At 61.0% G+C, this 23,686-nt stretch carries 21 protein-coding genes; 13 read left to right on the forward strand and 8 right to left on the reverse strand.

What is annotated here, in order from left to right:
• Nucleotides 1-216: 216 nt before the first annotated feature.
• Nucleotides 217-1,353, reverse strand: coding sequence for an iron-containing alcohol dehydrogenase (locus tag BLQ85_RS01450; protein WP_074574275.1), 1,137 nt, complete (start codon nt 1,351-1,353; stop codon nt 217-219).
• 157 nt (nt 1,354-1,510) lie between these two features.
• On the opposite strand from BLQ85_RS01450, the gene BLQ85_RS01455 reads away from it, so the two are divergent.
• Entirely contained in the window at nt 1,511-2,467 is a 957-nt protein-coding gene (locus BLQ85_RS01455) for an alpha/beta hydrolase (protein WP_074574276.1), read from the forward strand.
• Between the two features lie 13 nt (nt 2,468-2,480).
• Nucleotides 2,481-3,338 (forward strand): YbgC/FadM family acyl-CoA thioesterase, encoded by an 858-nt coding sequence (locus BLQ85_RS01460; protein ID WP_074574277.1) that lies wholly within the window; start codon nt 2,481-2,483, stop codon nt 3,336-3,338.
• Here BLQ85_RS01460 and BLQ85_RS01465 read toward each other — a convergent pair.
• Both BLQ85_RS01465 and BLQ85_RS01470 read right to left on the reverse strand, forming a co-directional pair.
• Entirely contained in the window at nt 3,325-4,143 is an 819-nt protein-coding gene (locus tag BLQ85_RS01465; protein ID WP_074574278.1) for an NRDE family protein, read from the reverse strand. The two genes, BLQ85_RS01460 and BLQ85_RS01465, sit on opposite strands and share 14 nt — an antisense overlap.
• Before the next feature lie 2 nt (nt 4,144-4,145).
• On the reverse strand, nt 4,146-5,084 hold the full coding sequence (locus BLQ85_RS01470; RefSeq protein WP_074574279.1) for a CAF17-like 4Fe-4S cluster assembly/insertion protein YgfZ: 939 nt from the start codon (nt 5,082-5,084) through the stop codon (nt 4,146-4,148).
• A gap of 85 nt (nt 5,085-5,169) precedes the next feature.
• Here BLQ85_RS01470 and mltG point away from each other — a divergent pair, with 85 nt between their 5' ends.
• The 11 genes from mltG to BLQ85_RS24045 all read left to right on the forward strand — a co-directional run bounded on the left by mltG (nt 5,170) and on the right by BLQ85_RS24045 (nt 16,076).
• Nucleotides 5,170-6,177 carry an endolytic transglycosylase MltG gene (gene mltG, locus BLQ85_RS01475; protein WP_074574280.1) on the forward strand — a complete coding sequence of 336 codons (1,008 nt, stop codon included), beginning with the start codon at nt 5,170-5,172 and terminating at the stop codon, nt 6,175-6,177.
• A gap of 2 nt (nt 6,178-6,179) precedes the next feature.
• Nucleotides 6,180-6,875 carry a dTMP kinase gene (tmk, locus tag BLQ85_RS01480; RefSeq protein ID WP_074574281.1) on the forward strand — a complete coding sequence of 232 codons (696 nt, stop codon included), beginning with the start codon at nt 6,180-6,182 and terminating at the stop codon, nt 6,873-6,875.
• Nucleotides 6,872-7,975 (forward strand): DNA polymerase III subunit delta', encoded by a 1,104-nt coding sequence (locus BLQ85_RS01485; protein ID WP_074574282.1) that lies wholly within the window; start codon nt 6,872-6,874, stop codon nt 7,973-7,975. Before tmk ends, BLQ85_RS01485 begins: the two co-directional genes overlap by 4 nt.
• A 62-nt stretch (nt 7,976-8,037) precedes the next feature.
• On the forward strand, nt 8,038-8,418 hold the full coding sequence (locus tag BLQ85_RS01490) for a PilZ domain-containing protein (protein ID WP_007874426.1): 381 nt from the start codon (nt 8,038-8,040) through the stop codon (nt 8,416-8,418).
• 116 nt (nt 8,419-8,534) lie between these two features.
• Complete coding sequence (locus tag BLQ85_RS01495) at nt 8,535-9,332, forward strand: TatD family hydrolase (protein ID WP_074574283.1); 798 nt, start codon at nt 8,535-8,537, stop codon at nt 9,330-9,332.
• Nucleotides 9,332-10,000, forward strand: a complete 669-nt coding sequence (locus BLQ85_RS01500) for an ankyrin repeat domain-containing protein (RefSeq protein WP_074574284.1) — start codon at nt 9,332-9,334, stop codon at nt 9,998-10,000. Before BLQ85_RS01495 ends, BLQ85_RS01500 begins: the two co-directional genes overlap by 1 nt.
• A gap of 31 nt (nt 10,001-10,031) precedes the next feature.
• Nucleotides 10,032-10,301: a hypothetical protein gene (locus BLQ85_RS01505; RefSeq protein ID WP_074574285.1), complete on the forward strand. Its 270-nt coding sequence runs from the start codon at nt 10,032-10,034 to the stop codon at nt 10,299-10,301.
• Between the two features lie 589 nt (nt 10,302-10,890).
• Nucleotides 10,891-11,604 (forward strand): PDDEXK family nuclease, encoded by a 714-nt coding sequence (locus tag BLQ85_RS01510; protein ID WP_074574286.1) that lies wholly within the window; start codon nt 10,891-10,893, stop codon nt 11,602-11,604.
• Nucleotides 11,601-13,562, forward strand: a complete 1,962-nt coding sequence (locus BLQ85_RS01515; RefSeq protein WP_139200846.1) for a hypothetical protein — start codon at nt 11,601-11,603, stop codon at nt 13,560-13,562. The genes BLQ85_RS01510 and BLQ85_RS01515 overlap by 4 nt, the downstream gene beginning before the upstream one ends.
• Nucleotides 13,559-14,548: an ATP-binding protein gene (locus BLQ85_RS01520; RefSeq protein ID WP_074574288.1), complete on the forward strand. Its 990-nt coding sequence runs from the start codon at nt 13,559-13,561 to the stop codon at nt 14,546-14,548. The genes BLQ85_RS01515 and BLQ85_RS01520 overlap by 4 nt, the downstream gene beginning before the upstream one ends.
• 4 nt (nt 14,549-14,552) lie before the next feature.
• On the forward strand, nt 14,553-16,076 hold the full coding sequence (locus BLQ85_RS24045) for a hypothetical protein (protein WP_139200847.1): 1,524 nt from the start codon (nt 14,553-14,555) through the stop codon (nt 16,074-16,076).
• 70 nt (nt 16,077-16,146) lie between these two features.
• Here BLQ85_RS24045 and BLQ85_RS01530 read toward each other — a convergent pair whose 3' ends face one another.
• The 5 genes from BLQ85_RS01530 to BLQ85_RS01550 form a co-directional block, all read right to left on the reverse strand.
• The gene (locus tag BLQ85_RS01530; protein WP_139200848.1) at nt 16,147-16,941 is read right to left on the reverse strand and encodes a hypothetical protein; all 795 of its coding nucleotides are present in this window, start codon (nt 16,939-16,941) and stop codon (nt 16,147-16,149) included.
• A gap of 219 nt (nt 16,942-17,160) precedes the next feature.
• Nucleotides 17,161-17,499: a copper-binding protein gene (locus BLQ85_RS01535; RefSeq protein ID WP_074574291.1), complete on the reverse strand. Its 339-nt coding sequence runs from the start codon at nt 17,497-17,499 to the stop codon at nt 17,161-17,163.
• Nucleotides 17,500-17,545: 46 nt separating this feature from the next.
• Nucleotides 17,546-20,716 (reverse strand): efflux RND transporter permease subunit, encoded by a 3,171-nt coding sequence (locus tag BLQ85_RS01540; protein WP_074574292.1) that lies wholly within the window; start codon nt 20,714-20,716, stop codon nt 17,546-17,548.
• Entirely contained in the window at nt 20,713-22,344 is a 1,632-nt protein-coding gene (locus BLQ85_RS01545) for an efflux RND transporter periplasmic adaptor subunit (protein WP_074574293.1), read from the reverse strand. Before BLQ85_RS01545 ends, BLQ85_RS01540 begins: the two co-directional genes overlap by 4 nt.
• Nucleotides 22,341-23,627, reverse strand: coding sequence for a TolC family protein (locus BLQ85_RS01550; protein WP_074574294.1), 1,287 nt, complete (start codon nt 23,625-23,627; stop codon nt 22,341-22,343). Before BLQ85_RS01550 ends, BLQ85_RS01545 begins: the two co-directional genes overlap by 4 nt.
• Nucleotides 23,628-23,686: the final 59 nt, after the last annotated feature.

Below are 23,686 nucleotides of genomic sequence, written 5' to 3' on the forward strand. Positions count from 1 at the left end.
CTGGCGCCCCCGCAGGGCCGTGCGCCAGCAACCCGCCAGCGGCCGGTTGCGCGGAAATCGTTAACCACAACCCGAAGCGTAACGGGATTTTGGTTATAAATAATAAGTAAATAGACTCTTGCCAAGTCGCCCGTTTATGGTTATGAAACGTAACCATATTCCGGATTTTCCGCTCCTCGTCGGTTTCATCGCGAGGCGTGCCGGCCGGGCAGGCCGCTAGAGCGAGGCCGCCAGCATCTCTTCGTATTCGCCGGCGCTGGCAATGCGTGGGTTGGTCTTGTGGCAGTGGTCGGCCAGCGCGCCGGTGATGATCTGCCCGAACTGCCCGCGCTCAACACCCATGGCCGCCAGCCCGGTTGGCAGGCCCAGCCGGGCGTTCATGTCGCGTATCGCCTCGGCGATGTCGCCGCCCGAGGCCAGGCCCATGGCGCGGGCCATGCGGTCCAGGCGCTTGTCTTTTTGCACCGACTCGGCCCCGGCGTTAAAACGCACCACGGCCGGCAGGAACATCGCGTTCAGCGTGCCGTGGTGCAGGCGCGGGTCCACGCCGCCCAGGCTGTGGCTTAAGGAGTGAACGCAGCCCAGGCCTTTCTGGAAGGCCATGGCGCCCTGCATCGATGCGCTCATCAGGTTGAAGCGCGCTTCGCGGTCGCTGCCGTCGCGCGTGGCGCGCTCGATGTGCGCCCAGCCGCGCTCCAGGCCGTCCAGCGCAATGCCGTCGGCCGGCGGGTTGAAGGCGGCCGACATAAAGGTTTCCATGCAATGCGCGATGGCGTCCATGCCGGTGGCGGCCGTCAGTTTGGCGGGCAGGCCCAGCGTGAGCTCGGGGTCGCAAATCGCAGTCTTGGGCACCAGGTGCCAGGAATGGAAACCCAGCTTGCGGTGGTCGTCGACGATGATGATGGCGCCGCGCGCGACTTCGCTGCCGGTGCCGCTGGTGGTGGGCACGGCGATCAGCGGCGCGGCACGGTCGGTAATCTTGAGGGAACCGCCTTCTATGGTGGCGTAGGTGGTGAGCGGGCCTTCATGCGTGGCGGCAATCGCCACACCCTTGGCGCAGTCGATGGCCGAGCCGCCGCCCACGGCGACCAGGCCGTCGCAGCCGCTGGCCTTGTAGAGCTCGGCGGCGGCACGCACCGCGGCCTCGGTTGGGTTGGAAGGTGTCTGGTCGAACACCGTGACCTGCAGGCCGGGCAGGGCGTCCAGCGCTTTTTGCAAAATGCCGGCCGCCTTGACGCCGGGGTCGGTCACGATCAGCGGGCGTGTGATGCCCACGCGTTCGCATTCCTGCTTGAGCAGCTTCACGGCGCCGAACTCGAACTGGATCTGGGTGACGTAATAAATGAAGGCCATGCGGGCTGTCTTTCTGCGTTGTACGATGTGGGGCTATGCGGGTCCTTGCGCTGACTTTAATGGCTTTCAAGGCCTTCTGCCTGGATACCCCGCACACCGACTCCTATTCCCGTCACCTGGGTGATAGCGCCCGCGCCGCCGCCCCACGCCTTCACTGATGCCGCCGAATCCGCAAACCCTGTTGACCCCCGCCATGCGCGACGTGCTGAGCCGCATCGCGCGCGCCAATCGCCCGGCCTTTCACACCCTGACGCCCGACCAGGCGCGCGCCGCCTACGCGGCCGGCGCTGGCGTGCTCGAGATCCCCAAACCGGCGCTGGCCCGGGTGGAGGATTTACAGATCCCCGCGCGCGACGGCGAGCTGCTGGGCGCGCGGCTGTACGCGCCGTCGGACCAGGCGCTGCCGGTGCTGCTGTTTTTCCACGGCGGTGGTTTCACGGTGGGCAGCGTCGCCACGCACGACATCCTGTGCCGCCAATTGAGCCTGCTGGCCGGCATTGCCGTGGTCTCGCTGGACTACCGCCTGGCGCCCGCGCACAAATTCCCGACAGCGGCCAACGACGCTTGGGATGCATTGCCGTGGCTGGCCGCCAACGCCGCTTCGCGGGGACTGGATGCGTCGCGCCTGGCCGTGGGCGGCGACAGTGCGGGCGGCACGCTGGCCGCCATGTGCGCGGTCCTGGCGCGCGACGCCGGCCTGCCGCTGGCCCTGCAACTCCTGATTTACCCGGGCTGCACTGCCCACCAGGACACGGCGTCGCACAAGACCTTTGCCGAGGGTTTTGTGCTCAGCGAAGCCGACATCAGCTGGTTCTTCAGCCAGTATGTGCACGGCCCGGCGGACCGTGATGACTGGCGTTTTGCGCCGCTGAACGCGCCCGACGTGGACGGCGTGGCGCCGGCCTGGGTGGGATTGGCCGAATGCGACCCACTGGTGGACGAGGGCGTGATGTATGCCGACAAGCTGCGCGCGGCCGGCGTGGCGGTGGATCTGGAGATTTACCGCGGCGTGACCCATGAATTCATCAAGATGGGCCGCATCATTCCCGAGGCCAGGCGCGCCCATGCCGATGCGGCGGCCGCGCTGCGCGGTGCCTTCGGGCTGGACGGATAAGGAGACGAAACGGATGAAACGACAGGACTTCCGCTTTTTCCACCGCCTGCGCGTGCGCTGGGCCGAGGTGGACATGCAAAAAATCGTGTTCAACGCGCACTACCTGATGTATTTCGACACGGCCATCACCGACTACTGGCGCGCGCTGGCCTTGCCGTATGAGGAAGCCATGGTGCAGCTGGACGGCGACCTCTACGTCAAGAAGGCCACCGTGGAGTACCACGGCTCGGCGCGTTTTGACGAGCGGCTCGACGTGGCGCTCAAGTGCGCGCGCATCGGCAATTCGTCGATGGCGTTTACGGGCGCGATCTTTCGCGGCGACGCGCTGCTGATCAGCTGCGAGCTGGTTTATGTGTTTGCCGACCCGGCCTCGCAGACCTCCAAACCGGTGCCCGAGGCCTTGCGCCGCGTGCTGACGGCGTATGAAGCCGGCGAAGCCATGCTGCAGCTGAAGACCGGCGGCTGGGCCGCGCTGGGTGCCGACGCCGGCAAGGTGCGCACGGCGGTCTTTGTGCTGGAGCAGGGCATTCCCATGGAGATGGAATGGGACGAGGCCGACAGCACGGCCCTGCATGCCGTGGCCTACAACGGCCTGGGGCAGGGCATCGCGACCGGTCGGCTGGTGCGCCAGGCCGAGGGCGTGAGCAAGATAGGCCGCATGGCGGTGCACCATGCGCTGCGCGGCTCGCGCGTGGGCAGCGACGTCTTGCGGGCGCTGATGGATGCGGCGCGCGAACGCGGCGACCGCGAAGTGATGCTCTATGCCCAGCGCAGCGCCGAGGGTTTTTACCAGCGCCTGGGTTTTACACCGCGCGGCGAGCCCTTTGAGGAAGCCGGCATTCCGCACATCGAGATGGTCAAGGCGCCTTGATGCTGAATTGCTCGCGGTGCACCACTACGGCGGCCGGGCCTTCGCGGCCATGGGTGCGCTCTTCCAGTTCAACATCCCAGTCGCTGCCGGAGGCCGTCGCCAGCAGCACCGTGCTGCAGCGCGTGCCGTAGCCGCGCCCCGGCACTTCCACAAAGGCGCTGGAGAGCGCTTCTTCAAGCTCGGGCGGCACGCCGGTATGCGGAAGCTCCGCGGGCAAGGCGCGCTGCCGGCTGTCCAGCGCCGTCCATAACTTTTGCAGGCCCTCAGGGCCGTCGCCGCTTTGCAAGGCGGCCGCCAGCACGCGCTTGAGTTCCAGGGTTTTGGGCCAGGGTGTGTCCAGCCCGGCGTTGGACAGGCCGTAGAGGCCGGGCGCCAAAGCCTGGGCATGCAAGGCCGGCGCGCCTTCATATTTGTTGGTGACCCAGGTCCAGGCCTTTTGCCGCAAGTCGCCCAGCACCAGGTTAAAGCCGCCAAAGGCCGCGCCTTTATCTTCGAGCGCCGCCACAAAACTCGCCGCGTCACCGGCGCTTTCGAGCCAGCGCGTGACCAGCTCCCCGCGCGAGCGCGGCGCGGCCTCGGGCTGGGCCTCGCGCACATTGGTCAAAAAAGCGATACGGCCGGCGGGCGTGATGCCCATCCAGGTGCCGCCGGCGCGCAAGTCGCGGCCCGAGATGATTTCCTGGCCGGACGCGGTGTTCCAGCGCGCCAGGGGCAGGGTGGGCCGCTCCAGGAATTCATCGCGGTTGGCCGCGATCAGCAGCGGCCAGCGTGCGGAAGCGCCTATGGCGAAAGCCACCAGACACATCGTTAAATGTCTTCTAGCAGCGCGTAGGGCAGGGGGAGCAGCGTCAGGGCTTCACCAGAAGCGCTTCCCAAAGTCAGGCGACCGTCGGCCGCGTCAGCCGCCGCGGAGGTCTGCATGGACACAATGGCGTCAAAACCGCCGGCCGGGTTGGGGGCGGCAGCGGCGACCAGGCCGCATGGCTGGGAGGCATCGGAGGCGTGGAACACCTCCTGGCCAACCGCAGGCGTTCCGGCGGTGTGGGCCACATAAGCGCGCCGTTTGAGCGTGCCGCGGAACTGGCTGCGCGCCACGATTTCCTGGCCGGGGTAGCAGCCTTTCTTGAAGTTCACGCCGCCCACGGATTCGTAATTGAGCATCTGCGGCACAAAGGCCTCGAAGATGGGCTGGGTGATCATCGCAATGCCGGAGCGCACACCCAGCCATTGCCAGTCGGACAGGCTGATGGGCGAGCCCTGGGGCGCGGGCGAGCCGGCCGGCACGCAGCACAGGGCGCGCGCCTGGCCGGCGCCGGGATGCAAAAACACCAGGCTGGCCTCGCCGATTTCGGTTTTTTCCCAGAGGGCGCCGGCGCGGCCCGCAAGCTGCGCCACGGCGGCGCCGGCGACACCGTACAGGGCGAACTCCGCGCTGGCATCGCTCAGTTTGGCCTTGGCGCGCAGCACAAACATGGACAGGCGCTTGAGCGTGGCGGGCAGGATGTCGCGGCTGCAGACCATGAGCAGGTCCGCGCCGCGCTTGAAGACCACAAAGCTGGCCTGCATGCGGCCCTTGGCATTGCAAAAAGCGGCCAGGCGTGCCTCGTTGTTACCCATCAGCGCCACGTCCTGCGTGAGCTGGCCCTGCAAAAAGGTGACGGCGTCGTCGCCCGTGACGCGGATGACGCCCAGGTGCGTCAGTTCGGTGGTGCCGGAAATCGGGTGGGCGGTGCTGGGCAGGGTCATGGGGGTCTTCACGGTCGGTGGGGAGATGGGCTGAATTATCATAGGCCTGAGCTTTTGCGTTCTGTACAGAAAAGGTAGTTGGGTTGTGCGTCGTGTCTTTACAAGTCTGTTGATCCTGGTATTTACCGGCGCCCTGCTGTTGTTCGGTGCGGGCTTGTGGTGGCTGCACGAGCCGATTCCGCTGCGCCTGGCGCCCGGCAGCCAGGTGGTGGACCTGGAAATCGAGCCCGGCACGCCCGCCAGCGGCGTCGCCGACGTCATAGTCGCCAGCGGCGCAGACGTGCCGGCGGTCTTGCTCCATGCCTGGTTTCGCTTTTCGGGTCAGGGTCGGCTGATCAAGGCCGGCAGCTATGAACTGGCGCCCGGCACCACGCCGCAAAAGCTGCTCAGCATGCTGGTGCGGGGTGATCAAGCCCTCAAAAGCGTGACGCTGGTCGAAGGCTGGACCTTCAACCAGGTGCGCGCGGCCCTGCAAAAAGCCGAGCAGCTCTCGCCCGACACGCTGAACCTGGCGCCCGAAGCCATCATGGAAAAACTGGGCAAGCCGGGCGTGCACCCCGAAGGCCGCTTTTTCCCCGACACCTACACCTATGCCAAGGGCTCCAGCGACCTGGCCGTGCTCAAGCGCGCGGCGCGCGCCATGGACAAGCGCCTGGACGCCGCCTGGTCGCTGCGCAACCCGGACACCCCGCTCAAAACTGCGGATGAGGCACTGATCCTGGCCAGCATTGTCGAAAAAGAGACCGGCAAGCCCTCGGACCGGCCGCAGATAGGCGGCGTTTTCAGCAACCGGCTGCGCCTGGGCATGCTGCTGCAAACCGACCCGACGGTGATCTACGGGCTGGGCAGCAAGTTCGACGGCAACCTGCGCAAGCGCGACCTGCTGGCCGACACCCCTTACAACACCTACACCCGCGCCGGCCTGCCGCCCACGCCTATCGCCATGCCGGGCCGGGCCGCGCTGCTCGCGGCGGTGCAGCCGGCGCCCACCAAGGCCATCTATTTTGTGGCGCGCGGCGACGGCAGCAGCCAGTTCAGCAGCAGCCTCGATGAGCACAACCGCGCCGTCAACAAATACATCCGGGGTCAGTAGCCATGCATTCGAAACATCCCGTGCATGGCCTTTTCATCAGCTTCGAAGGCATAGACGGCGCCGGCAAGTCCACGCACATCGCCGGCCTGGCCGAGGCTTTTAAAGACCAGGGCAGGGCGGTGACGCTGACGCGCGAGCCCGGCGGCACGCCGCTGGCCGAAAAGCTGCGTGCCATGGTGCTTAACGACGCCATGGACCCGCTAACAGAGGCCTTGCTGATCTTCGCGGCCCGGCGCGACCACATCGTCAATGTGATCGCCCCGGCGCTGCTGCGCGGCGATGTGGTGCTGTGCGACCGTTTCACCGACGCCACCTTTGCCTACCAGGGCGCGGGCCGCGGCTTTGACCTCAAGCTGCTGGCCACGCTGGAGCAATGGGTGCAGTCCGACGAAGGCCTGCTGGGCGACCCGGCCGGCAACACGCCCATGAAGCCCGGCGTCGAAACCGTGATCGAGCCGCACCTGACGGTCTGGTTCGACCTGGCGCCCGAGGAAGCCGCGCAGCGCCTGGCCGGCGCGCGCGTGCCCGACAAGTTTGAAGCCCAGCCGCTGGAGTTTTTCCGCCGTGTGGCGCAGGGTTATGCCGACCGGCAGAAAAACCACCCCGAGCGTTTTGCCCGCATAGACGCCGCCAAGTCCCGCGACGAAGTCTGGCAGGCGGTGCGCCAGGTGTTTATGGACAAGGGCTGGCTGCCATGAGCGACACCGAAACCGTGGACGGCCCAGCCGTATCCAACAACCCGCCGCTGGCGCCCTGGCTGCAGACCCAGCTCGAAAGCCTGCTGGTCCAGCGCGGCCACGCCTGGCTGCTCAGCGGACCGTCCGGCCTGGGCCAGTTTGAGCTGGCGCTGGCGCTGGCCCGTGCCTGGCTTTGCGAAGAGCCCACGCCGCGAGGCGCTTGCGGGCACTGCGGCAGCTGCCATGCGGTCGACGTGCACACCCATGCCGACCTCTGCATGCTGATGCCCGAGACCCTGTCGCTGGCACTGGGCTGGCCGCTGGACGAAAAAACCCAGGACGAACTCGACAGCAAAAAACGCAAGCCCAGCAAGGAAATCAAGGTCGACGCGGCGCGCGAAGCCGTGTCCTTCACCCAGTTCACGCGCTCACGCGGCACGACCAAGGTGGTGCTGGTGTTCCCGGCCGAGCGCATGAACAACGTGACGGCCAACACCCTGCTCAAGACGCTCGAAGAGCCGCCCGGGGCCGTCAAATTCATCCTGGCCACCGATGCGGCGCACCAGCTGCTGCCCACCATACGCAGCCGCTGCCTGGGTCACACCATGGTCTGGCCGGATTTTGAACTCGCGCTGGGCTGGCTGCAGCGGGAAACCAGCCAGGCGGGCGAGGGCGGCAGCACCAAAAAAGCCGCGCCCGTGCCCAAACCGGCCGACCTGCAAACCCTGCTGGTCGCCTCGGGCGGGCGCCCGGCCGATGCGCTGGCCTGGGCCCAGGATGCACCGCCCGGCGAAGCGGCCCAGCACTGGCAGGCCCTGCCCAAGGCCATGGCGCGCGGCGACGTGAGCGCCCTGTCGGACTGGGCGCCGGCGCAGGCGGTCGACGCGCTGCAAAAGCTCTGCCACGATGTGCTGGCCGTGCGCATGGGCGCTGCGCCGCGCTTTTTCAGTGCCGCCGACCTGTCCGCTGCGGCCGGCAAGGCGGGTGGCGGCTTGTATGCGCTGGTCAGCTGGTCGCGCGAGCTGGCGGCCATCGCCCGCACCGTGGAGCATCCCTACAACCCGGGCCTGATGCTGGAATCGCTGGTCAGCCGCGCCCGGCTGGCGCTCAATGCCAAATAAAAAGCCCGCCATTCATCGCGCAATTGCGGACACCGCCGCCTTCAAACCGATAAACTAGCGCCATGAGCACAACGCCCCCCGCCAGTTCCCCCGCAGCCGCCGGCGCCCGGCCCAGCGTCGTCCAGCTGGCCATCAAGGAAAAAGCGGCGCTGTACGCCGCCTACATCCCGCTGTTCAAGGAAGGCGGCGTTTTTATTCCCACGGCACGCGACTACAAGCTCGGCGACGACGTCTACGTGCTGCTGACGCTGCCCGAAGACACGCAGCGCTACCCGGTGGCCGGCAAGGTGGCCTGGGTCACGCCGGGCAGGGCGGCCGGCAACCGCACCCAGGGCGTGGGCGTGCGTTTCCCGTCCGACGAAAAATCCCGCCTGCTCAAGATCAAGATCGAGGAAATCCTGGGCGCGCACCTGGCCTCCGACCGGCCCACCCAGACGATTTAATTTAAGCGAAGCGGCGGCCACGCCGGCCGCCCCGCTTTCCATGCCTTTCGCCTCTCGTCCTTCCCTGTATCTATATAGATAGTGGGACAGGGGCACCCCTCCAGAGCCCTTGCGCCATGTTTACCGACTCCCACTGCCACCTAAGCTTTCCCGAGCTCCAGGCCCAGCTGCCGCAAATCCGCCAGGCCATGCGGGACGCCCAGGTCGACCGGGCGCTGTGCATCTGCACCACGCTGGAAGAGTTCGAGACCGTCCACGGCCTGGCCACGGGTTATGACAATTTCTGGGCCACCGTGGGTGTGCACCCCGACAACGAGGACGTGCGCGAGCCCAGCCTGGACGACCTGCTGCAGCGCGCCGCGCTGCCCAAGGTGGTCGGCATAGGCGAAACCGGGCTGGACTACTACCGCCTGGGCGAGCGCACCGTGGCCGACATGGAATGGCAGCGCGAGCGTTTCCGGGTGCATATACGCGCGGCCCGCCGGACCGGCAAGCCGCTGGTCATCCACACCCGCAGCGCCTCCGACGACACGATTGCCATCCTGAAAGAAGAGGGCGGTAGCGCGGGGCAGGCCGGTGCTGCCACCGGTGTTTTCCACTGTTTCACCGAAACCCTGGCCGTGGCCCGGGCGGCGCTGGACCTCGGCTTTTACATCTCGTTTTCCGGCATCTTGACCTTCAAAAACGCGGCCGATCTGCGCGAAGTGGCGCAATTCGTGCCGCTGGACCGCATGCTGATAGAGACCGACAGCCCCTACCTGGCGCCCATGCCCTACCGCGGAAAAACCAACAACCCGTCTTACGTCCCTTTCGTGGCCAAGCAGATCGCCGAGCTGACGCAGCAACCGCTGCAAACCATCGCCGAGGCCACCAGCCGCAATTTCGAGCAGCTTTTCAGTGGGGTCAACGCCTGATGAAAAACCTCACCCAATACTTTAAGAAGGTAATTTATCTTATTGTCATTACTGGATTTTCTTTAGCGAATGCCGGCTCCTACGAAGACTTTTTCGCGGCTATACGGCAGGACAATCCCGCCGTCATCCAGAACCTGCTGCGGCGCGGTTTTGACCCCAACACCCTGAACCCGGCGGGCCTGACCGGCTTGTACCTGGCCTTGCGCGAGCCTTCGCCCAAGGTCGCCGAGGTGCTGATCGCCTGGCCCAAGACCGACGTCAACATCCTCAACAGCAAGGACGAAAGCGCCCTGATGCTGGCCGCGCTCAAGAACCACGAGGCACTGGCCGAAAAGCTGATCAAAAAGGGCGCCGACGTCAACAAGACCGGCTGGACGCCGCTGCACTATGCCGCCAGCAACGGCAACATGGCCATCATCAGCCTGCTGCTGGAGAACAACGCCTATATCGACGCCGAGTCGCCCAACGGCACGACGCCGCTGATGATGGCCGCCATGTACGGCACGCCGGCGGCCGTCAAGCTGCTGCTGGAGGAAGGCGCCGACCCCCAGCTCAAGAACCAGCAAGGCTTGACCGCCTTGCAGTTCGCCGAACGCGCCAACCGCCCGGATGCCGTCGAAGCGATCGCCACCGCGATCCGGAAGAAGCGGCCGGCTGGGCAATGGTAAGCATCCGGTGAGGTGGCGGCAGTCCCTGGCAATGCTGGGCGATTTGCTCGCGCTTGCATTGGTACTCTGGCTGGGCTACGCATGCCTGAACTCGCTGCTGACCGCGGAGATCCGTTTTGGCCGCGCTACCAGGATCATCCGGCTCGCCGACGACCCCGGCTGGTTTTGGTTCGCTTTCTGGTTTCAGTTCATTCTCGCCGTGCTGGGCGTTTTGGCATGCCGGCATTCCATCCGTAAGCGGGTTGCGGCGATTCGTGCGGCCAGGCGAGGCAGCGCCCAGCCAGCCAGAAAGCAGCCTTAATAACCTTCTGTACGCCGCCCAAAGACCTTTGAGGGCGTGTCATTGGGAAATGTCATGGTCTACGACGCGTCCGTAGCGGCGTTTTCGAGCCTGGCTTTTCACAAACTTCTATACGTCCCGCCATTTTTCACAGTGCTTCTGTACGTCCTGTGAACAGGCGAAATTCTCCCGTTGCGCAAGCGCAACGGGGCTCGGAAATTGTGCAAATATTTTTTGAAGGCGGCGGGAAAGCTCAAACCTCGATGGCTTCAGAGGTGAGCAAATACAGAACACAAACTTTGTTCAACAAAGCTTATGGTTTTGGTCAAAAAGGTGTCGAGATTTGACGCTCCGCATGCCTCGCGTAGCTGCTGACGGTGCTTTTATTTCGTGTCTCAATAGAAGGTCTATTAACTTGACCACGGAGAACAAACACCGAAAAGCACTCTACAAAAGAGAAAAGCCGCTTGCTCGACACAAACGGCTTTCTGCATTCCATTTCGACAATTGCTCAATTGACGTTTGAAATATAGCGGGGGGAAGGCTTTTTTTCAAGCTTTTTCTTCGATCGCAGTTGTCGCGATGCAAAAGTGCCATCGGTGGCATTGCTATGGACGCGTCACAAATACTTTCGGCAAGAGGCCGCAAGCCGCTTCGGCCTGCCTCGGCTGTACGTGCGGCGGCTGCAAAGCGCGGCAAGCACGCCGGCAACATCTGCTATGTCTACGGGGAAAAGACCCAATCCAACTGGACACTTGTCAGTGACCTGGAGCTTGCAAATTTTCTCGATCTTGAGTCCGACAGCTCAGTAAAGACCTACAACCTCAATACAGATCGCGTCATTGCGCAGCTGGGTTCTGAAGGCTACCAAGGTTCCAAACCGGACGCGCTGGTGACGTATTTCAGTGGGATGGAGGAGATGCGAGAGGTCAAATATCAGAAAGACATCGATACAGACCTGCGCGCACAACACCAGGCGGAAGTTCAACGTGAAGCCGCAAGGAAGTGCGGCTTCCAGTGGCGCCACTATACGGAGGCCGATGCAAAGGCGAACTACTGCCGAATCATGAACTGGTTGCGGATTGGTGGGGCACTCAGGGAAGCCAAAAGTCACCATACGGAGCCATTGGAAAAAACCATTTGCGCGTGGCTGAAGGACCGGCCTCATGTTGACCTAGCGCAACTGAACGTTGCTATGGGTTGCGAATGGCGGCTGAGTTTCGTGGCCATCTTTCGCCTGTTTCAGCGTGGACGTCTGGATATCGACCTTTCAAGTGGCCCCTTAACGTGGCGCACACCGCTTGCTCTTAGGAGGAAAAAATGACTTTTCCTCGCAGTAAATTTGGCTCGGCCTTGGAGCTAAGCGCATGGCCGGATGTTGATAGTGCACTCATTCTTCCTGAACGAAGAAAACGATTCGAAACGTTGAGGGCTGCACTTCAGATGTATTTGAATGGTTCCACGCCCGGACAAATTAAGAAAATTCATGGCGTCACCAGGCAAGAGATTTTTTATTACCTGCAGCGCTGCACTGCCGAGCATTCGGATGGCAGGCCGATGGGCTATAGGGCACTAGTAGGCCAAGCACACGTTAAGAGCTATCAACGTAAAAAGGAGGTTATCAACGTCAATAGTGATGGGTACGGTTGCGCGGGCGCATTTGTCAAACTTCTAGCGGAGTACCCAAAAATAGTGCGGATCATTCGAAAGGCTGTGGGTGGACGGACAGGGCGCTCACTCAAAGCCGCCGGCCTCCATGTGAGGACGATTCACCAAGCCATGTTGCAAGAGCTTCGGGACACTGGCGTGAAGGCGGACGAGTATCCATTCAACACGACTTCTAGTGGCTACATCTCCCTCTGCCGCTATATACGAAACTTAATGAATCAGGGCGATAGCGCAGTCATGCGCGCCAGATTCGGTGATGTAGCAATTGACGCTCAAATCGCTGGGATGGGGCAAACTGGTTGGCTAAACGCTGCAGCGCCTTTGGACCTGGTCTGCTATGACGAGCAAGCTCTTCCGTTCATCGGGATTCTAAAGACCTACATTGGGGACGAGGAGGTTGACGTACCGCTTCAACGTTGCAGCCTCTGTCTCATTGTGGATGAGCACAGCAGTGCTGCGCTTGGGTATTTCATTTCGACCCGTCGGCGGATATGTGCGGGTGACATGCTTTCGGCTGTAGAGCATCTGCTGAGGCCTTGGACGCCAAAAGAACTCACTGTCGACGGCCTTAAGTACCGTGAAGGCGCCGGATTCCCATCCGGGGTAGTTGACGGTTTTTTGGGCAGACGCATTGGCCTTGTGAAAATGGATAACGACCTCACTCACTATGCCAATTCAGTCGTGGGCTTCATGGTTGAAAAAACCGGATATGCCGTTCAATACGGGAAAGTCAGGCGATGGATCACCCGAATTACCGGAGAGAGGGTATTCGGGGAAATCCAGAAACGCCATTTCCGGCAGCTGCCGTCCACTACCGGAAGCGGTCCGGCAGACCGAGCTGTTAGCGATCCTGTTGGTAAGGCGATTCGCTACCAAATTGAGTTTCATGAACTCGAAGAGATCGTAGAAGTCGCATTGGCGAACTACAACGCAACACCGAGGGCGGAGCTCTTCAACAAGACGCCGTTGGAGCGCTTGCGCCGCCACTATGAGAACAACGGCCCCGGGTCAGTCATTCCTGCACTGAGTGCCGAATTTATGGAAAGACCCCACTTACCGGAGGAGGTCTTCAGTTGCGTAGTCAGGGGTAGCGCGGCCAACGGCCGCCGTCCGTACATCGAACTGGATACGGCTCATTACACGAATGATCTTCTCCGCGACTCGTGGGGAATGATTGGAAAAAAACTCACTGTACTAGTCCGGGGTGATTTTCGAACGCTGAGAGCTTTCAAGGAAAACGGAGAAGAGTACTTGCCACTTCGTGTCATTGGGCATTGGAGTATGTCTCCACACACCCGATCAATGCGCACGGAGATTAACCGGCTTCACCGTGAGGGGGAGCTCAAGTTCGATCAATCACAAGACCCAGTCGCTGCCTACAACGTACGCCTTGCCATGAAGGCGAGAGAAAAAGGTCGGAAAAACAAAATCACGAGGGAATCAAATCGACTCCTGGAATCGGTGAGATTTGCCGACGAAAAACAGTTTATTGCGCAGATGGTCGCACCAAAAACTGAGCTGAATGCACCAGGTAATACACGGGGATACACACCACCACACTCACTTCATAAGTGGCAACAGGCTTTCTCCAAATCACCGAAGGAGCCGCAATGACTACCTTCTTAGGCGCAGAGAATTTTGTCGAATGCGATATCTCCAGAATATCCGATCGACAGGCGATGCTCCCAATGCATCCCATGCTGGATCGAAACTATGTGTTGGACACAGATGTTATCGAGCATGCGTATGGCCTGATTTTCGAATGGGCAATGCTTCGAAAAAGCGGACTCGTGTTCACGGGACGACAGCGCAACGGGAAAACCTATGCCTGCTACCGGATCATTGAACGACTGTCGCGCGATGCCCCTCATCTACCTGTGCTTTATATGTCCGCAGAGAGAGCCTTGAATGAGCGGAAGGAAAAGTATTTCATGCGGCAACTGGAACGTTGGCGCTTTCCCGTCCAATCCTCGTCCAGAAATGCATCCTTTCAGCAGATCTTTAGCCGGTACTTGATTACGCAGTGTATGAACAGAGGTAATCGCAGCGTTCTCCTGATCGTGGATGAAGCCCAATGCATGACGATCAAGGAATTCAGCTACTTGATAGAGATCTGGAATTTGATGCGAAGAGAGGGCTACCAGCTTTGCACGGTCTTAATCGGACAACCAGAGCTCAAGGCACTTCTAGGGTCATCAGAAGAAGCTGATTACGAGGAAGTTAAAGGGCGCTTTTTCGTAAAAGACTACCCATTCCTCGCCGTCAAAACACAGGCGGAGTTGAGAAACTTGTTGCGCCAATACGATGACGAGTTGTTTTTCCCCGATCAACAGAAGGATTGGTCTTACTCCCGGTTCTTCGCACACGCTTCGTATGATGCGGGCTGGAGGCTTGTAGATGAAACGGTGGCCTTTTGGGAGGCACTCAATTTAGTGGCCCAGGGAGGTGCGAAAGGTAACGGCTTCCGAATGACCTGGATAACCGATGCCGTTCATCATTTTTTAACCGACTGTCTAGCATCCCAGCCGCTGTTGCCATCAAACAGAGAGCAGTGGACAGCGACTATTCAGCAGGTGGCTAACTTAGACATGTTGGGGTGAGTCCGTGAATCAGCAAAACCCACGTGATTTGCGCGCGCATTGGATTGATAACCGCTCGCCCCGGTTGTTGCATGAAAGCATCTGGCTGGTAGCCCAAAAGTTTGCCTACTTGAACGGGCCCAGCGCAAAAGCATTGCGGGCCGCCTTACGAGAGAGCTTGCGAAGGCCAGACTCAGAGTTCACTGCGTCTGCCCGAAAGTCAGTCTCTCGAAAAACCAAAACCGGCCCTGTTGAGCTTGACCGCGCGATCGTGACGCCTGACATGCTGAGGGTGCCAAGCCTGGACGACTTGTTTGGGATGAATGTTGACTGGATCTGTGAACTGGATCGGATTCGATATTGCCCCGAGTGCATGGATCAATGGTTTCATTCATCGCTTTTTCAGGTATGTGGTGTACAGGTGTGTCCGTTTCATAGACTGCCGCTGTTGGACGTCTGCAGGCAATGCCATAAACCCATGCGGGGGTTCACCCAGCTCCCTGCTTATGAGGGTTCTTTGAATTGCCTGAACTGCAACAACCCGCTTAGCAAAAAACTCCTGTCTCTGGATGGCTTGTTTTTGACAAGCCCATCACTCTTGCCCATCATCACCGAATTGAATTCGGCAACTCAAGAGGTTCAATCTGCTTGTCTCCAATGGCAACTCAAGAACAAATACGAGTTCGAATTACTCAATCAATCACAGAACAGAAATCTCATTAAAAGGCGCACCCTGGAGATGCTGTTGGTCGCGAATAATCCGCGTCCCAATCTGGCGCGTTACGGTGCTCCGTCCGGCATCTTTACTTGCTTGTTGAGTAGACACGGTCAAGGCATGTCATTCAAAGCCAATCAAAGTGTTGACGAAATTATCGGAAGATTTCGAACCGTCGCGGCCGAAATCAAGGCAATAGGGCGTTACTTCCAACGATTGTTAAACAGTATCTGTGGTCATTCCAGAGCATTACGTCCAGCTTTTGGACAAGACCCGGACAATCGCGAGCGCCGCTATTACCTGATGGTTTCACCCACTCACTGTCACTGCTGCGCCGTCTTATCCATGTGGCGCGCCGAGCAATGCCTATTTTTTGCAATCATGAGGCGCATGGAGTTAAAGATCGAAGATGGACGCCCGATTGAGGCTGAAGTGCTTGCTCAGCGATTGAAAGAGCTCAATTTCAGCGCAGCTGCCTCCTATGCTGCGTTTGCAGTGGTGGCCCTGAGGTATGCCAATGCCCACGACGGATTTAATCAGCTGCGAGACAGTTTTCATTGCTTGTTAGATGAATCACCAGCGCAAATTTACAGGCACAAGGGAAGACCTTGGGTTCTCGAAGGACACGATGCCTGGACGGCGATGTCAACGGCGGGCGTGGGGCACGTCACCCTTCAAAGGACGCTTGTTCGCGATATCTTGATCTGGCTGACAAAGTTGCCGGGAACGGAGATCGACTATGTGACAAGGCATACTTATCGTGGCAGCGGCATATGGCATGAGGAGCTTTCCAGGCTCGCTATGTTCTTACATTGGCCGCAATTTGGCCTTTAAATCGCTTTCGATGGCGTCGCAAGGCTGGTTTCAAATTCAGCGCCCCTGGCCGTGATGGCCTCCTCCGAAATTAGAAAGTCCTGATTTTCACGGGAACGGTCGTCGCGTGGACATGTAGTTGGACCAAATCACCTATGAAGTAATAAAGAGGGGTGAGGTGTTTTCCCTTGTCAATGCCTAGTCGAACAAACCACATCGTGGCACCCTCGACAAGGAATTGCAGGGCGGCAAGCACGCCAACTAGAACGAAGTAGGCCAAGGCTGCTGCTAGTACCAAAAAGAGGATGAGGCTTTGAATCATCCGATCGGAGAGTATTTCAAATACATCTATTTCAACGGGTATTGAGCGCACAGTCAGTGCCGCCAGTACAGAAATGGAGGCCAGAACAATGCCCAGAAGCCGGGCTTTGGACTCAGGATCATAAATTTTTCGCCAAAGAAAATTCATGCTCCATTCGGGACGAACTTTGAACGCCTTCTTGAGACTTAGGAGGTCCTGGCATTCTTTGGCTACCGCCAGAAATTTCGCCTGCTCAAGCCTCAAAACACGAGTGAGAACAAATGATTTGCAATCATCGATGCTGTTGAACGATTGCTGGTATTTGTTTACTGAAAGGCGCAACACTTCCGTGTTTTTCAGTTTTTTAAGTTCGTCGAGCAATAGCATCCACGACATTTGAAATCCCAAAACAGCAAGCGTCTGCCAGACCAGCGATTCTTTTTCTACAGCGGAAGCCAAAAACCACCAAATAGAAAGCAGCCAGAAGAAACCAGCGGCAACCGTGAATAAAAAATACTTGTTTTTCAAGCCCGGATATAAATGCCAACCTTCAAATTCCTCGAAGTAATCTGCTGCGATTTTCATGTAATTATTCATATGCCTCCTTAAATAGTACCGCCCGCTGGAGTGGGAACCAGTTTTAAGCCCAGCGATTGTGACTCGATCCCCGCGGAATCGCGAGCATTTCTGTGCAGTGGCTTTTATCGCTCGACCACGACGACGGCAGCTTAAATAGGAAGGATTAACTCAGGTCCAAGAGTTTGGCGCCGGGATTATCCTGAGTGGCGACTGACCGTCGGAGATTTATTTCACGGTCGTCACAACGTAGTCGTCGCCTTCTTTGACAAACCCGAAGTCAACTTTCTTGTCGACGGCCAGCTTGCCAAGTAAGGCCTTGTCCTTGACCTTAAAACTCATGGTCATCGGCGGCCAGTTGAGGCTGCTGACGGGACCGTGAGAGATTACGACGCTGCCTGTTTTGGTATCAATCTTCTTGATGGTGCCGTTCGCTTCATGTGCGGCCTTGGCGTCAGCAGCGGGCTTCTTCGCAATGTCCATGCCCTTCATATCGCCCATCTTTGACTGGGCGAAACCGGCGGACGCTGCGATAAAAACGAGAGAAGCGATTACGATTTTCTTCATGAAGAACTCCTTTGAGAGTGGTTGATAAAACTAACGAAAAACAAGCTCAAGCGACGGGATGGCGTCGTGCCCAGAAAGGCCTGCCTGCGGCCCGGCGTTCGCGAGGCCTTCGCATGAGCAGATACACGGCGGGAATCACAAACATGGACAGCAAAGGGGCGGTGATCATGCCGCCCACCATGGGCGCTGCAATGCGTTGCATGACCTCGGAACCGGTTCCCGTGCCCCACATGATGGGGAAGAGGCCCGCCAGAATGACTGCCACGGTCATCGCCTTGGGTCGTACGCGCAGCACCGCACCTTCCTGGATCGCATCGAGCAGGTCGGCCGCCGTGGTCTTGCCCTGGGCAAGCCGGTCGTCCCAGGCGGTCTTTAGGTAGAGCAGCATGATCACACCGAACTCAGCAGAAACCCCGGCGAGGGCGATGAAGCCGACGGCGCCGGCGACCGACAGGTTGTAGCTCAGCAGGTACAGCAGCCAGATGCCGCCCACCAGGGCGAACGGCAGCGTGGCCATGATCAGCAAGGCCTCGTCAAAGCGCTTGAAGGTCAGGTACAGCAGCACAAAGATGATCAGCAGCGTGAACGGCACCACCACCTTGAGTTTGGCCGTGGCGCGCTCCAGGAACTCGAATTGGCCGGACCAGGAGATGGAATAGCCCGGCGGCAGCTTGACCTTGTTCGCCACAGCGCTTTGCATGTCCTTGACGGCCGAGCGCAAATCACGACCCCGGATGTCCACATAAACCCAACCCGAGAGGCGGGCGTTTTCGCTGCGCAGCATGGGTGGGCCGTCGGTGATGCGGGTGTCGGCCACGTCCGAGAGCACCAGGCGCTGGCCGCGCTCCGTCACAAAGGGCAGGCTGCGCAGCTTCTCCAGCGAGTCCCGGATTTCCCTGGGATAGCGCATATTGATCGGAAAGCGCTGCAGGCCTTCGACCGTCTCGCCGATGTTTTCGCCGCCCACGGCGGAACTGATGACCGATTGCACGTCGGCAATGTTCAGGCCAAAGCGGGATGCCGCGTCGCGCTTGATATTGACGTCTATGTAGCGTCCGCCGGTCAAGCGTTCGGCCAAGGCGCTGGTGACACCGGGAACATCTTTGAGTGCCCGTTCGATCTCGCCGGTCAGCCGGTCTATCGTGATCAGGTCGGTCCCCGCCACCTTGACGCCCACCGGGCTCTTGATGCCGGTGGCCAGCATGTCGATGCGGTTGCGGATGGGCGGCACCCAGATATTGGATAGGCCGGGCACCTTGACGATGCGGTCCAGCTCCTCCACCAGCTTTTCCTGGGTCATACCCGTGCGCCATTGTTCGCGCGGCTTGAACTGGATGGTGGTCTCAAACATCTCCATGGGCGCCGGGTCGGTTGCGGTTTCGGCACGCCCGGCCTTGCCATAGACGCTGGCGACCTCAGGTACGGTCTTGATCAGCCGGTCGGTCTGCTGCAGCAGCTCGCTGGCTTTGCCGGCCGATAGGCCTGGCAGTGCGGATGGCATATAGAGCAGATCACCTTCATCCAGCCTCGGCATGAACTCACCGCCTATATGCTGCAGCGGCCAGAGACTGATGACTAGAACGATGCCGGCAACCAGCAAGGTGAGCTTGGGCGCGCGCAGCACCACCTCCAGCATCGGCCGGTAGAGGGCGATCAGCACGCGGTTCAAGGGGTTGGACTTCTCATCGGGAATCCGGCCTCGAATCAAGTAGCCCATCAGCACCGGTATCAAGGTCACCGACAACCCGGCCGCAGCCGCCATGGCGTAGGTTTTGGTAAATGCCAGCGGTGAGAACAAGCGTCCTTCCTGGGCCTCCAGAGTGAACACCGGTATAAACGACAAGGTGATGATCAGCAGAGAGAAGAACAGCGCTGGCCCGACTTCGGCCGCCGCGTCGCCTATGACCCGCCAGCGCGCTTCGCCCTCCAGCGTCTCGCCTGGGTGATCGTGCCCCCAGTGCTCCAGGTGTTTGTGGGCGTTCTCGATCATCACCACGGCCGCGTCCACCATGGCGCCAATGGCAATCGCGATGCCGCCCAGCGACATGATGTTGGCATTGACGCCCTGGTAGTGCATCACGATAAAAGCGGCCAGGATGCCCAGCGGCAGCGAGATGATGGCGACAAACGCCGAGCGGAGGTGGAACAGGAAAATGAAGCACACCACCGCCACGACCAGGAATTCCTCCAGCAGCTTGTGCGTAAGGTTGTCCACGGCGCGCTCGATCAGGCCCGAGCGGTCGTAGGTCGGCACGATTTCAACGCCCTTGGGCAAACTGGATTGCAGCGTCTGGATTTTTGCTTTGACGGCGGCGATGGTCTCCAGCGCATTCTTGCCGGAGCGCATGATGATCACACCGCCGGCGGCCTCACCTTCGCCGTCCAGTTCGCCAATGCCGCGGCGCATCTCCGGGCCGATCTGGATGCGGGCCACATCGCCCAGTCGCACGGGGATGCCGGTCGCCGAAGTCATGAGCGGAACCGAGCGGAAGTCGTCCAGGCTTTGCAGATAGCCAGAGGCCCGCACCATGTATTCGGCCTCACCAAGTTCCAGCACCGAGCCGCCGGCTTCCTGGTTGGCCTTCTGGATGGCTTCGACCACCTTGGTATGCGGAATTGCATAGGCGGCGAGCTTGTCCGGGTCCAGCACGATCTGGTACTGGCGCACCATGCCGCCGACCGAGGCAACCTCGGCCACGTTGGGCACGGTTTTGAGCTCGTACTTGAGAAACCAGTCCTGCAGGGCGCGTAGTTGCCCCGCGTCCTGCGTGCCGCTGCGATCGATTAGGGAGTATTGGTAAATCCAGCCCACCCCGGTGGCGTCCGGCCCCAGCGAAGCCTTGGCCGCCGCCGGCAGGCGCGACTGCACTTGGTTCAGGTACTCCAGCACGCGGGAGCGCGCCCAGTAGAGGTCGGTGCCGTCCTCGAACAACACGTAGACATAGGAGTCGCCAAAGAAGGAATACCCGCGCACCGTCTTGGCCCCGGGCACCGACAGCATGGTCGTGGTAAGTGGGTAGGTGACCTGGTTCTCGACAATGCGCGGTGCCTGGCCGGGGTAGGTAGTCCGGATGATGACCTGTACATCCGACAGGTCGGGTAGGGCGTCCAGCGGCGTTCTCATCACCGAGTACATGCCCCAGGCCGCGATCATCAGCGTAGCCAGCAGCACCAGGAAACGGTTGGCGATAGACCAGCGAATCAGGCGGGCCATCATCGTTGGGCTCCCGACGCGGAGGTTTTGGGAAGCTGCGATGAAACAGGCGCCACAGGCGTGATGGAGGTCAAGGTCGGCTCGCCGTCCTTGGGCATCACAAACTCGAACTGGACCCTGTCCCCCTTGGCCACATTGCGCGGCATGCCGCCGGCCGGCGCCTTGAACTCCATGGTCATGGCGCCCATGCCGGCCGTGGGAAGCGGGCCGTGGGCCAGCAGGGCGCTGTCCTTGTCGATGGCGATCACCTGCGCTTCACCAGGGTGCCGGGCCAGTGGCGGGGCGGCCTCGCTGTTGAGCCGGGCCTCCACGCCCTTGAGGCTGGCTTCCGAGTCAATCAGGAACTGCGAGGACACCACCACACGCTGGCCTGCCTGTAGGCCGCGCTTGATTTCCGTTTGGCCGCCGCTTTCAATGCCGGCTTGAACATCGACGGGCCGGAAGCGGCCGTTCTCCTCGGTCAGCATCACGACCGTGCGTTTGCCGGTCTGGATCACGGCTTCGGTGGGAACCAGCAAGGCCTTCTCGGCCCGCATGTCCATGAACTGCATGGTCACAAACATGCCCGGCACCAGGCGTGAACCGGGGTTGGCCAGTTCCAGCCGGGCTTTGAGCGTGCGCGTTGCCGCATTGACGTCCGGCAGGATGGCTTGCACCTTGCCTTCGAAGATCGTGCCAGGCACAGCCGGGCTGCGGGCTTGTACCTTGGCGCCCGGGCGCAGCAGCGCCGCCTGACTCTCGGGCACCTCGGCGTTGGCCCAGACCGTGGAAAGCCCATTGATGCGGAACAGCGTCATCCCCGTGGACACCGTCATGCCCTCGCGGGCCAGCAGTTCCACCACCACGCCGCCCAATGGTGCCGTGATCGTCGTTCGAGCCTGCGTCTTGCCGCTGACCTCCACCAGGCGAATCTGCTCGTCACTCATACCAGCCTGGCGCATGCGCTGGCGCGCGCCGTCGACCAGCGATCCCAGGTCATTGCCTTGCATGCGTTTGAGGGAGAGAAACTCTTCCTGCGCTGCCACCCAGTCTGGAACATACAGGTCCACCAAGGGCTGGCCCTTGGCCACAGCATCCAGCGTGGCGCGCACGTGAAGGCGCTCGACATAGCCGGTCGCCCGGGCCTGCACGGTGGCCTGGTCGCGTTCGTTGAACGCAATGTTGCCGACCGCGGAGACTTGAGGGGACAGCGTGCCTTCGGTGACAGCCGCGGTGCGCACCCCGAGGTTCTGCTGAATTCGTGGACTGACGGTGACTTTGCCCTGGTCGGAATCGCTGTCGGCATAAACCGGCACCAGCATCATGTCCATGAACGGCGACTTGGCAGGCTTGTCCAACTTGTTGCCCGGCACCATGGGGTCCTGGTAGTACAGGATCTTGCGGCCACTGGCCGGATCGGTATCGCCGGCCTTGAGGCCCGCGCTGATGTGGCGGCGGGTGGCTTCTTCGCCCTCGGCGATGCTTTGGGGTCCAGCTGTGGGCGCGGCCGCCGGGGTTGGCGGTGCTCCACCCGGTGTGGCGACGGTAGCCATGCTGCTGCCGTTTTTTATGCCCAAGGTGTACAGGCCGAAACCTCCGGCGCCGAGAACGCCGGCAGCGATCAGCGCGGCAACGAGGTATTTTTTGTTCATGGCTGTTCCTTGGGTTGCGACGGCATGTTGTGTTCGGGGACGAGAAAGTTGAGCTGGGCCCAGGAGCGCGCGGTTTCCATTTCGAGCGTCAGGGCCTGCATACGGATGTCAATCTCATCGCGGCGTGCTGCGAGCGCGCCGCTCAGGTCGCTCTTGCCCGTGCGGTAGCTGGTCAATGCGGCCTCGGTGCGCTGACGGGCTGTGGGGATCAGCTCGTTGCGGTACCGGGTTAGCCGGTCCTTGCCCGTTTGCCAGTCGTTCAGCCAACCACGGACTTCGGCTTCATGGCTACGCAGCATGTCCTCGTAGCGGGCCTTGGCTTCGTCCACCAGGGCTAGCTTGGCGGCCAGTTCGCGGCTTTGGCGGTTCTTCTGGTCCCATTGCAATGGGATGGAGACGCCGATGGAGAGCATGTTGGAGTACGCCGGGCCGCGCTGGGCGTAGCTGGCCTCAATGCTCCAGTCGGCCTGCTTGTTCGCTTGCGCCAGCCTGGCGTCGGTTTCCACTGCATCAACCTCTGCACTCATGGCCAGCAGGTCAGGATGCTGCTTGAGGTGTTCGCTTGAAACCTCACTCTGCAGCGCTGTGGTTTGCCAGGGCGGTGAGCCCGAGAGAGGGCGCTCCGCATCCGGCGTGCCCACCCAGCGGGCCAGCATCAAGCCGGCGCTGCGTGACTGCCGGTCGATCTGGCTGAGCCTATCCTCCAGCTGGATCACCGCGCTGCGGGCGGCGAACACATCGGCCTGACTGCCCCGGCCATTCCGAAACGCGATGTCGGCCGCCTGCACCTGCAGCCGGCCTTCTTCGACCTGTTGTTGCACTAACTCCCGCATTGCCTGCACGTAATAGCGGTCCAGCCAGGCCAGCGCGGTGTCGCGCTGCAGGTTGGCCAGGGTCAACTGGCGCTGCGCCTGTACCCGCTGCGCGTCGCGTTCAAACCGTTCTGATCGCAGCTGGCGCTTCTCGGAGCGGGTGATTTCCTGCATGACGCCGATGCGGCGCATGGTCATGAAGTCGCGTGTCAGGCTGCCGCGGTCCGCGCCGTCGGCCGGCAGGTTGTCGATGCCGAATTTGAGCACAGGGTCAGGGAGCTGGCCGGCCGCGACGGCCTGCTCACGAGCAGCGGCAGTCAGCGCCCCTTGGGCGGCCAATTGCTGGGACCGGCCGACGGCGACGCGCTGCGCCTCGATCAGGGTCAAAGGGTCAGCGGCCCACGACGCGGACGCCATGGCCACCATCAAGGCAGCAGCGGCAGTCCGATAAATCGGAAAGGGAAAAAACATAAAACCTCCAGAGCACGAATAACGACCTGTCGATGCACAAAAAATGCATCAGACAGGAG

Origin of the sequence: Polaromonas sp. JS666, from assembly GCF_900103405.1 — a bacterium.
Classification (GTDB): domain Bacteria; phylum Pseudomonadota; class Gammaproteobacteria; order Burkholderiales; family Burkholderiaceae_C; genus Polaromonas.

Excerpts from the sequence above, each read along its gene's own strand:
- BLQ85_RS01535 (WP_074574291.1), bottom strand. The coding sequence starts at position 17,499 with ATGAAGAAAATCGTAATCGCTTCTCTCGTTTTTATCGCAGCGTCCGCC.
- BLQ85_RS01520 (WP_074574288.1), top strand. The coding sequence starts at position 13,559 with ATGACTACCTTCTTAGGCGCAGAGAATTTTGTCGAATGCGATATCTCC.
- BLQ85_RS01490 (WP_007874426.1), top strand. The coding sequence starts at position 8,038 with ATGAGCACAACGCCCCCCGCCAGTTCCCCCGCAGCCGCCGGCGCCCGG.
- BLQ85_RS01495 (WP_074574283.1), top strand. The coding sequence starts at position 8,535 with ATGTTTACCGACTCCCACTGCCACCTAAGCTTTCCCGAGCTCCAGGCC.
- tmk (WP_074574281.1), top strand. The coding sequence starts at position 6,180 with ATGCATTCGAAACATCCCGTGCATGGCCTTTTCATCAGCTTCGAAGGC.
- BLQ85_RS01550 (WP_074574294.1), bottom strand. The coding sequence starts at position 23,627 with ATGTTTTTTCCCTTTCCGATTTATCGGACTGCCGCTGCTGCCTTGATG.
- BLQ85_RS01470 (WP_074574279.1), bottom strand. The coding sequence starts at position 5,084 with ATGACCCTGCCCAGCACCGCCCACCCGATTTCCGGCACCACCGAACTG.
- BLQ85_RS01545 (WP_074574293.1), bottom strand. The coding sequence starts at position 22,344 with ATGAACAAAAAATACCTCGTTGCCGCGCTGATCGCTGCCGGCGTTCTC.
- BLQ85_RS01505 (WP_074574285.1), top strand. The coding sequence starts at position 10,032 with ATGCTGGGCGATTTGCTCGCGCTTGCATTGGTACTCTGGCTGGGCTAC.
- BLQ85_RS01455 (WP_074574276.1), top strand. The coding sequence starts at position 1,511 with ATGCCGCCGAATCCGCAAACCCTGTTGACCCCCGCCATGCGCGACGTG.
- BLQ85_RS01510 (WP_074574286.1), top strand. The coding sequence starts at position 10,891 with ATGGACGCGTCACAAATACTTTCGGCAAGAGGCCGCAAGCCGCTTCGG.
- BLQ85_RS01465 (WP_074574278.1), bottom strand. The coding sequence starts at position 4,143 with ATGTGTCTGGTGGCTTTCGCCATAGGCGCTTCCGCACGCTGGCCGCTG.
- BLQ85_RS01530 (WP_139200848.1), bottom strand. The coding sequence starts at position 16,941 with ATGAAAATCGCAGCAGATTACTTCGAGGAATTTGAAGGTTGGCATTTA.
- BLQ85_RS01500 (WP_074574284.1), top strand. The coding sequence starts at position 9,332 with ATGAAAAACCTCACCCAATACTTTAAGAAGGTAATTTATCTTATTGTC.
- BLQ85_RS01485 (WP_074574282.1), top strand. The coding sequence starts at position 6,872 with ATGAGCGACACCGAAACCGTGGACGGCCCAGCCGTATCCAACAACCCG.
- BLQ85_RS01450 (WP_074574275.1), bottom strand. The coding sequence starts at position 1,353 with ATGGCCTTCATTTATTACGTCACCCAGATCCAGTTCGAGTTCGGCGCC.
- BLQ85_RS01460 (WP_074574277.1), top strand. The coding sequence starts at position 2,481 with ATGAAACGACAGGACTTCCGCTTTTTCCACCGCCTGCGCGTGCGCTGG.
- BLQ85_RS01515 (WP_139200846.1), top strand. The coding sequence starts at position 11,601 with ATGACTTTTCCTCGCAGTAAATTTGGCTCGGCCTTGGAGCTAAGCGCA.
- BLQ85_RS01540 (WP_074574292.1), bottom strand. The coding sequence starts at position 20,716 with ATGATGGCCCGCCTGATTCGCTGGTCTATCGCCAACCGTTTCCTGGTG.